The organism is Mesorhizobium sp. M7A.F.Ca.US.005.03.2.1, assembly GCF_003997795.1.
Lineage (GTDB): Bacteria > Pseudomonadota > Alphaproteobacteria > Rhizobiales > Rhizobiaceae > Mesorhizobium > Mesorhizobium ciceri.
Genome location: NZ_RZRP01000304.1, coordinates 1 through 6,732 on the forward strand (window position 1 = coordinate 1; position 6,732 = coordinate 6,732).

The following is a 6,732-nucleotide window of genomic DNA, read 5'->3' on the forward strand; positions in this document are numbered from 1 at the left end:
CGCCCCAGTAAGGATGTGCCGGGATCGTCGCGTGCCCCGGCGCGCCAGATCTATTAGCGTGGTGTATGTTCCATCAGAAGGGCGTCGCTGTCTCACGGCCAGCCTCGGCGGCTAAGCGCCTTAGCGCCTTAGCTCCTGGATCGGCCTTTCTTCGAAGCCTGGGGACCCTTGGCTTCGGCAGCAAGGCGTTGTTCTCGAAGTCGCGCAGTTTTCAAATAACGCGCCTCTCTCTCGGCCGCGTTAGCAACTTTTGCCTCGCGGTCTGCGCGCTCCAATCGGTCTTTGTCGACGCTTCGCTGGGACACTTTTGCCTCCTACCAGAAGACCGTTGAATTTACTGTTCGCTAAATTGTTCCCGTCAATCGGCGACTGCCTTCCTGACGCATGCCGACCCAGCCGCCGTCCGCAGCACCGATGGCCACGACGATCTCGTCGGCAGCCGGGCCGTCTGCGATCTGAAAATTGGCGGTGATGAAGTGTGAGCGGCGACCGTTCTCGCTCTTGTGCATCATCGGAAGCGACAGCAGCGCGCCAGGCGCGCTGCGTGTGTTGCAGAATTCGAGATAGGTCGTGCCGCCCACGAGGTGAAGGAAATTGCTTCTCGCCTCGCGGATAATGGCGTCATTAACATGGGCTAATGCGAGAGACCCTCCGAGAGGGTATTGGAGAGCTTAGCGAAAGGGCTGAACGATGACGATAGTCGAACTGGCTTTCGATTTGCTTGCGAAGAAGCTCGCCGCCCGCACCGGCATTTCCAGCGAAGAAGCTAGTGACCTCGTCGCCACTATGGGAGCTGATTGGTCGTCACTCGTGCGAGCAGCAAGGGTAATGAAAAAATACTCCGGTGTTGCCTGACCCGCTCGGCCTGGAAGGACTTCCTCCTCGAATGAGGGCACAAACGACCAGCTTGATGGGACGAATCGTCAGGCCATAACGGAGGCCGCGTGGCATGCGCATTTCCCAGAACGCCTCGATCACCTGCCAAGAAAACATGGCGGTGCGGGTCGCCCCAAACTCCCGACACAACGCCCGACCGCTGCCGAATGTTTCGTGGCCCGGCCCGACGGAGGTTCTCACTTCAGTGGCCTAACGATGCTTCTTGCGACTGCGTCTTGACGCAAGATGCCGCTCTCTCAGTTCCTGTTTTCAATCGGAATGACGCTCCACGCCGCATGAGGAACTGCCGTCATCAGACCAGGTCGTTGGTTTGTCGTTGCCGCCCAAACAGGACGGTCACCCCCAAGACCGATACGAATATTACCTGGTCAAGGTAGTTGCTATGTGGGCCCGCGCCACGGCGGTCAGCGCGGGCCCGTACGCTGCGCTGACCGGCGCTCACTTATCGCCTGCGAGCCACGATCCTAGATCAGCGCTTGGCGTTGTCACTCTCCGAGTCGGCCCGCGCGAGGAACTGCTCGGCTGTCGCTGGAATATGGCTTTTCAACCAGTCCGCCATCGCAACTTCCTCACGCAGATTCTCTTCGCAGAGCTGGGCGACCTCTGCTTCCCCTAGCGATTTGGCGGCGGCGATCAGGATTGTGTAGGAGGCGATTTCCATGTGCTCGAACGTGTAGCTTGCAAGCGATCCCTTCATCACTTCGTCCCCGGCGAACACCCCACTGAGCGACTGCGCCATTGCCGTCAGCTTGCCGCCGGCATCCTTCAGTGTGGAAGATCCTTGTCCGATGCGGTCAAGACAGGTTTCCAGCCGAGCAGCCTGCTGTCTGGTCTCCTGGATGTGCTGGCGAATCCGCTCGCTGAGCTCAGGATAGTTCTCTATCCGGTTCAGTTGCCCATTCAACATGGTTTCGGCCTGCTCCTCCATGGCGTGAGCATCCCTGAGCCATTGGACAAGCCATTCGCGTGATTCTGACATTTCATACCTCCTTCATGGGTCGGCCAGAACTTTCAAAGGGAGATATTGTTCCTCATCGGTTGAGCTGCGGAGTCAGCCTGTATTGCAGGCTCCTTGAGGTAGGCGCTGCAAGCGGGCGCTTGGCACCAGGAGAGAGTGGCGGGCGACGGGCATGGTCGCGGTGTCCGCGTTGGCAAAACGCATTCCTGCAGAAATGACGAAGCTGCTGCCTGCCGCGGGTTCCGTGATGGATGATCTCAATGAAGCGTTTCGCGTCGGCTCGCATTCCAATACCCGCGCCGCAATGTGTCAGGCTGTGTCTTGCCCGAGCGCCTTGGCCGTTGCCATTCGTCTTGCGAAATCAGCCCGTTGCCGGTGCGCCCCAGCAAGGCCTCCAGGTTCAACAACGGAGATCATATCGCGATGGAACGTCCCGGCGTTTCGCAGGTTGGTATTGGAGTTTCGCGCTAGGGAAAGAGCCATGACTTCTTCAGACAAGTCTTCAACTGACATATCACCCCGCCCCGAGAAATCGAGCGGCAGGACCCCGTCAAAGCCGGCGACACCTTCACCGGCCCCAGAGAAAATATCCGGAGCAGGCCCTGCGGTCGCCGAGCATTCGAAAGACGCCAAGGCGCCCAGAGGCGGGCGTCAACCTGGGGCCTATGTCAAGGATTAGATAGCCGAGCTGGGTTGCGTTTGTCTGGCCAATGCAGGAAGCGACGAGGAGGTTTTTATGCAGATGATGGGAGTTGTCGTCAGCCGAGACCAGGCTCCGGTCGTGGAATTTCGGGGCGAGGGAGGCGAGTGTATTACAGTTACCCTGCAGGCCGGGCATACTCTTCCCGACGATGAACTCATTGCAAAGGCCAGGGCCATGATGGTTCAGGTCGCTCAGTTCGGGACGGACCAGATCAACAATGCGGCGATGTCTGACGGGTCGTCGGCCGATGGGGTGATACAATCCGGAATGTCGGGATAGATAGCTTCGCTCGATGCAGGCCTGCTGCAAGGCCACGAGTCGGCAGCGGACGTGCAGTCATCAGCCAGAAGATGGCGAGAACGGTACGCAGGCAAGGCACGCAGATCGCACCCTCCAAAGCAGCGACACCGGTGATCATCGAAAAGCCGAGCGTGAGCGTTGGGGCTATCAAAGCTATGGAACAAAGCTTGCGCGCACTGGTTGGGGCCAAATTCAACGCTGTGGGGAGGGGATATGTCGCGTATCTTCAATCTTGGTTTGCCGGTCCTGCTTGGCGCTGCAACGTTCACGCTCAATGTTGCTTCGGACCCGCTGCCGCCGGATCTGACGTATCGTCCATTGCCAAGCTTGCCTTTTTCTTCGGTCAAGGAAACTGACGAGGCGCAAAAGCCGGCTGTGACACAACGGCAACGCGGCCTGCTCGAGAGCCGTTACGATCTGGCCGACCGGCCGATGCCCGGCGTCATGATGTCGGGCGGGCGCAAGGCTGTACAAGAAGGCTCGCGAGTGAAACTGCCGGCAGGCGAAACCTGGAGCAGCCTGGCAGCGAAAACCCCTCAGGAAATTCGTGATCGTGGTCTGTTGCCGCAAGGCTTCCTACCGTTGCCGCACGTCAAGCAGGCCGCCGGAGGTCAGGTCTTTCCTGAAAGTGAGATTAGAGAGATCGGCGCTGATGAAGGACGCGATCTGCGCCGCTTCGACGTCGATTTCGATCTACCGGATCACCTTACCCCGGAGTTTCCACCTCCAATATTTCTGACCACGCACCCGGAGCTTGGAGATGTGTCGCGAGGGGATCTGCTGACGATACGCAACTTCTACGAATACATGAACGGCATCATCACGCCCGTGCAGATGGAAGGACTTCGTCTGCTGCTGACGCCATTTCCGCAGGAGGAATTCAACCAGACCGAGGACAGGAAGGTAGCGATGCAAAGCACGGGTGTCGCTTGCCTCGATTGCCATTCCAATTTCCACACCAACGGGGCGTTTCACCTCACCCCGGACGTGCGGCCGCAAGCCGAGCGCTTCCGGCTCGACACAACCAGCCTGCGCGGCTTGTTCAACCAGCAGATCCACGGATCCAAGCGCTCGCTGCGTTCCGTGGAAGACTTTACGGAGTTCGAACAGCGCACCGCCTATTTCAACGGCGATCACGTGAGCGCCACCCGCAAGGGCGTGAACCTGCCGGATCGGCCCAACCAGGTCGCGATGATGGCGCAGATGCAGAACATCATCGATTTTCCTCCGGCACCCAAGCTCGATCCCTTTGGACGACTTGACCCGGCTACCGCCAGTGCGCTGGAGATCAAGGGCGAGCAGGTGTTCATGGGAAAGGGCCGCTGCGGCGAATGTCATGTTCCAGCCCAGTCCTTCATGGACAACAATATTCACGACCTGAAGCTCGAGCGATTCTACAAAGTTGGTCAGACGTTCAACGACCAGGTTGCCATTCCAGATGGACCCATCAAGACCTTCACGTTGCGCGGGATCAAGGATTCTCCGCCCTATCTTCATGACGGCCGTCTGATGACGCTGGGCGATACCGTTGAGTTCTTCAACCTGGTGCTCGGAACGAAGCTCGACCAATCGGAAAAGGAAGCATTGGTGGCCTATTTGCTCACGCTCTAGACATCACCCGGGAAAAACCGTGGCCGACAATTAACTAGGTATTGAATGGAGGACAGTTCATGCGTGCCGCCATAATGACAGTAGTCCTGGCAGTGTCGCCCTGCTGTGCGCTGGCGCAAATCGGCAATCCAGCCGGTCTTGCCCCCGATACCAGTATGGAGAAGCCTGGAGTTCCAGCACCGCACCAGACGAATTATCAGGATCGGCTTTTCGTACAGCTAATTACGGCAGGCGGCAGGGCCGAGATAGAGTTCGGGCGACTCGCGGCTGGAAAGACAAGCCACGAAGACCTCCGTGAATTTGCAAATCGGATGGTCGATGATCACAACAAGGCCAATGAGCAGCTGAAATCCGTGGCCGATAAAAGCAAGATTCCACTTCCCGAAGGGCTCGATCCAGATCACAAGAAAATCCGTTCCGATCTCGAAAAGCTCGACGGCGCCGCGTTTGAGCTGGCGTACCTGAGGGCGCAGATCGTCGATCACCAAAGGACGGCGCAGCTCCTGGCTTGGGAGATAGGCTCGGGCGAGGATGCAGCGCTTCAGCGCTTCGCCTCCGAAAAGCTGCCGACGGTGCTTGAACATCTTGACCTGGCCCGCACGTTGCACGCGAAGCTGGCAGGCCAAGCCCTGTTCGCGCCGGATACGCAAAAGGCCAAATGAAGCGGCGGTCATGTGGCACCTGAAAGTTCAGCTGCCTTCCGTGAATGTCAGCGCACGCGCTTCTGTTCGTCTGATTGAGAAAGTGACGCCATGGCGGAACTTCGGATCGCCGCCGCGCTTAATCCGGTGGAGGAGTTATCCGATGAACGCGACCAAAGAGTTTTTTGAAAGCTGGTTGCAGGAGAATGTCGGCACTCTTGCCGGCCAAGAGGAAGTGAGCTTCGCCGTGCTGGCTCAGCAATTCGAGCAGGATGCCGAAGCGGCCGGTTATGGTCGCGAGGTGCGTGAGGACGAGCTCGGAAACATTGAAGATGCGATCGAGCAAGCGCTCAAGAAAGCGCGAACTGGCGTGCATGGTGACGCCGCTGGCGAACCCAGCGATGTGGCAGCCCTCATGGATGCGCTGGAGGTCGAAGATGCCAAAAGCGGGCCGTAGGCCATACCAGATCAGCTCTTTTCGTTTGTCGAAGTTGCCGGGGTAGCCCCATGGAGCAGTTTCGCAAGGACATGGCCGCCTTGGCAGAGCCGGCTTTCTGGGTGACGATAGGTTTGCTTCTGGTCCCTTATGCGCTTGGAACGGTGCTGCTCGTTTGGACCTGCGGCTGCCTGTAAGGTGCTACTGACACACCCCGGTGGTGGTTCAACGGCCCTAACGCCATACAATACCCAGCTAATGCGCTCGCGGGGGGATCCTGCGCTGCAGCAATGTCCGAACGATCTCGTCGCCAGGAAGTTCATCGTCGACACCAAGCTCCTTTGCTGCCGGTAATCGCACCGCCGCGGCTGACAGCTTTTGGGAGAGGGCCGCCGTGTGCAGGCGCCGACGCTATCTGCGCTCTCAAAGTTCCAGCTACGGCCCCCTGTCACGGTTCCCCGATCACGCGCCTGAAGCGCGTTTCCTTGCCTCGAAAATAGCCCAGCAGCTTGCGCGTTGCCTTGGAACACTTGTGTCATATCGAAGTTCGGCCCGCATAGGAGAACCGAGATGGCCATCCCACAAGCGGACAACGACAACCACCTGCGCATGAAGCCGGCTCATCGAGGCAAAATCTCGCCCAAGGGGGCGATACACCAGGTTAGAGCACGACCCAGGTACAAAATGGCTCTGCGGGCGACAAGAATTAAGGCGAGGCGCTGAGATGCCGCGGACCAATAATGACGCTCGCAACGAGAAGACCACATCAGCTGCAGCAATCATTGTCGACAAGGAACGTGCTGAGCGCGCCGCCAAGACGGCGCGGTTAAAGGAAGCGCGCCTCGCACAGGCCATCACGCCGTCTCCCATAGAACGCAAGCAGCGTGTCACCAAAAAGGTTCGCAGGATTTTTGTTGCTGGCTAGGAGGTGTCCGTGACGCGCAATCATGACAAGGAAAGATACGACCGCGCCAAACGCATCAGCCAAGAGACGCTGGACGCTGAACGCGCACAACGCGCCGAGAAGACGGCGCGGCTGAGACAAGCAAGGCTTGCACAGCGTCCGGTGGAGTCGTCGCCGGCGCAGCCGCAAACTCGCCGCAAACCCATCCAGGCTCTCAAAAAGAGAAGCCGTAAGGTGATCGAAGTCTTTTAGGCTCTCCACATCCGTGCGGAACACTGGGAG

The 6,732-nt window shown here is 58.7% G+C and carries 8 protein-coding genes and 1 pseudogene; 7 read left to right on the forward strand and 2 right to left on the reverse strand.

Annotated elements, in window-relative coordinates; translation table 11 throughout:
• Nucleotides 1-395: 395 nt before the first annotated feature.
• A pseudogene (locus EN991_RS17925) lies at nt 396-581 on the reverse strand (amino acid synthesis family protein); the annotation flags it as partial.
• A 109-nt stretch (nt 582-690) separates the two neighbouring features.
• Here EN991_RS17925 and EN991_RS39900 point away from each other — a divergent pair.
• A complete protein-coding gene (locus EN991_RS39900) occupies nt 691-855 on the forward strand; it encodes a hypothetical protein (protein WP_164752019.1) in 165 nt (54 codons plus the stop codon).
• 511 nt (nt 856-1,366) lie between these two features.
• Here EN991_RS39900 and EN991_RS17930 read toward each other — a convergent pair.
• Nucleotides 1,367-1,876 carry a DUF892 family protein gene (locus EN991_RS17930; RefSeq protein WP_024504634.1) on the reverse strand — a complete coding sequence of 170 codons (510 nt, stop codon included), beginning with the start codon at nt 1,874-1,876 and terminating at the stop codon, nt 1,367-1,369.
• A gap of 715 nt (nt 1,877-2,591) precedes the next feature.
• On the opposite strand from EN991_RS17930, the gene EN991_RS17940 reads away from it, so the two are divergent.
• From EN991_RS17940 to EN991_RS17970, 6 genes are all read left to right on the forward strand, one after another.
• A complete protein-coding gene (locus tag EN991_RS17940) occupies nt 2,592-2,837 on the forward strand; it encodes a hypothetical protein (protein ID WP_013525108.1) in 246 nt (81 codons plus the stop codon).
• Between the two features lie 234 nt (nt 2,838-3,071).
• Nucleotides 3,072-4,469 carry a cytochrome B6 gene (locus EN991_RS17945; RefSeq protein WP_127369237.1) on the forward strand — a complete coding sequence of 466 codons (1,398 nt, stop codon included), beginning with the start codon at nt 3,072-3,074 and terminating at the stop codon, nt 4,467-4,469.
• A gap of 59 nt (nt 4,470-4,528) precedes the next feature.
• Nucleotides 4,529-5,131: a DUF4142 domain-containing protein gene (locus EN991_RS17950; protein WP_082826787.1), complete on the forward strand. Its 603-nt coding sequence runs from the start codon at nt 4,529-4,531 to the stop codon at nt 5,129-5,131.
• A gap of 142 nt (nt 5,132-5,273) precedes the next feature.
• Complete coding sequence (locus tag EN991_RS17955; RefSeq protein ID WP_013525111.1) at nt 5,274-5,567, forward strand: DUF768 domain-containing protein; 294 nt, start codon at nt 5,274-5,276, stop codon at nt 5,565-5,567.
• Between the two features lie 703 nt (nt 5,568-6,270).
• Nucleotides 6,271-6,471: a hypothetical protein gene (locus tag EN991_RS17965; RefSeq protein WP_013525113.1), complete on the forward strand. Its 201-nt coding sequence runs from the start codon at nt 6,271-6,273 to the stop codon at nt 6,469-6,471.
• A 9-nt stretch (nt 6,472-6,480) separates the two neighbouring features.
• A complete protein-coding gene (locus EN991_RS17970) occupies nt 6,481-6,702 on the forward strand; it encodes a hypothetical protein (RefSeq protein WP_013525114.1) in 222 nt (73 codons plus the stop codon).
• Nucleotides 6,703-6,732 lie beyond the last annotated feature (30 nt).

Bases quoted from the DNA above. Each gene is read 5' to 3' on its own strand.
- EN991_RS17940 (WP_013525108.1), top strand. From the start codon at position 2,592: ATGCAGATGATGGGAGTTGTCGTCAGCCGAGACCAGGCTCCGGTCGTG.
- EN991_RS39900 (WP_164752019.1), top strand. From the start codon at position 691: ATGACGATAGTCGAACTGGCTTTCGATTTGCTTGCGAAGAAGCTCGCC.
- EN991_RS17945 (WP_127369237.1), top strand. From the start codon at position 3,072: ATGTCGCGTATCTTCAATCTTGGTTTGCCGGTCCTGCTTGGCGCTGCA.
- EN991_RS17955 (WP_013525111.1), top strand. From the start codon at position 5,274: ATGAACGCGACCAAAGAGTTTTTTGAAAGCTGGTTGCAGGAGAATGTC.
- EN991_RS17950 (WP_082826787.1), top strand. From the start codon at position 4,529: ATGCGTGCCGCCATAATGACAGTAGTCCTGGCAGTGTCGCCCTGCTGT.
- EN991_RS17930 (WP_024504634.1), bottom strand. From the start codon at position 1,876: ATGTCAGAATCACGCGAATGGCTTGTCCAATGGCTCAGGGATGCTCAC.
- EN991_RS17965 (WP_013525113.1), top strand. From the start codon at position 6,271: ATGCCGCGGACCAATAATGACGCTCGCAACGAGAAGACCACATCAGCT.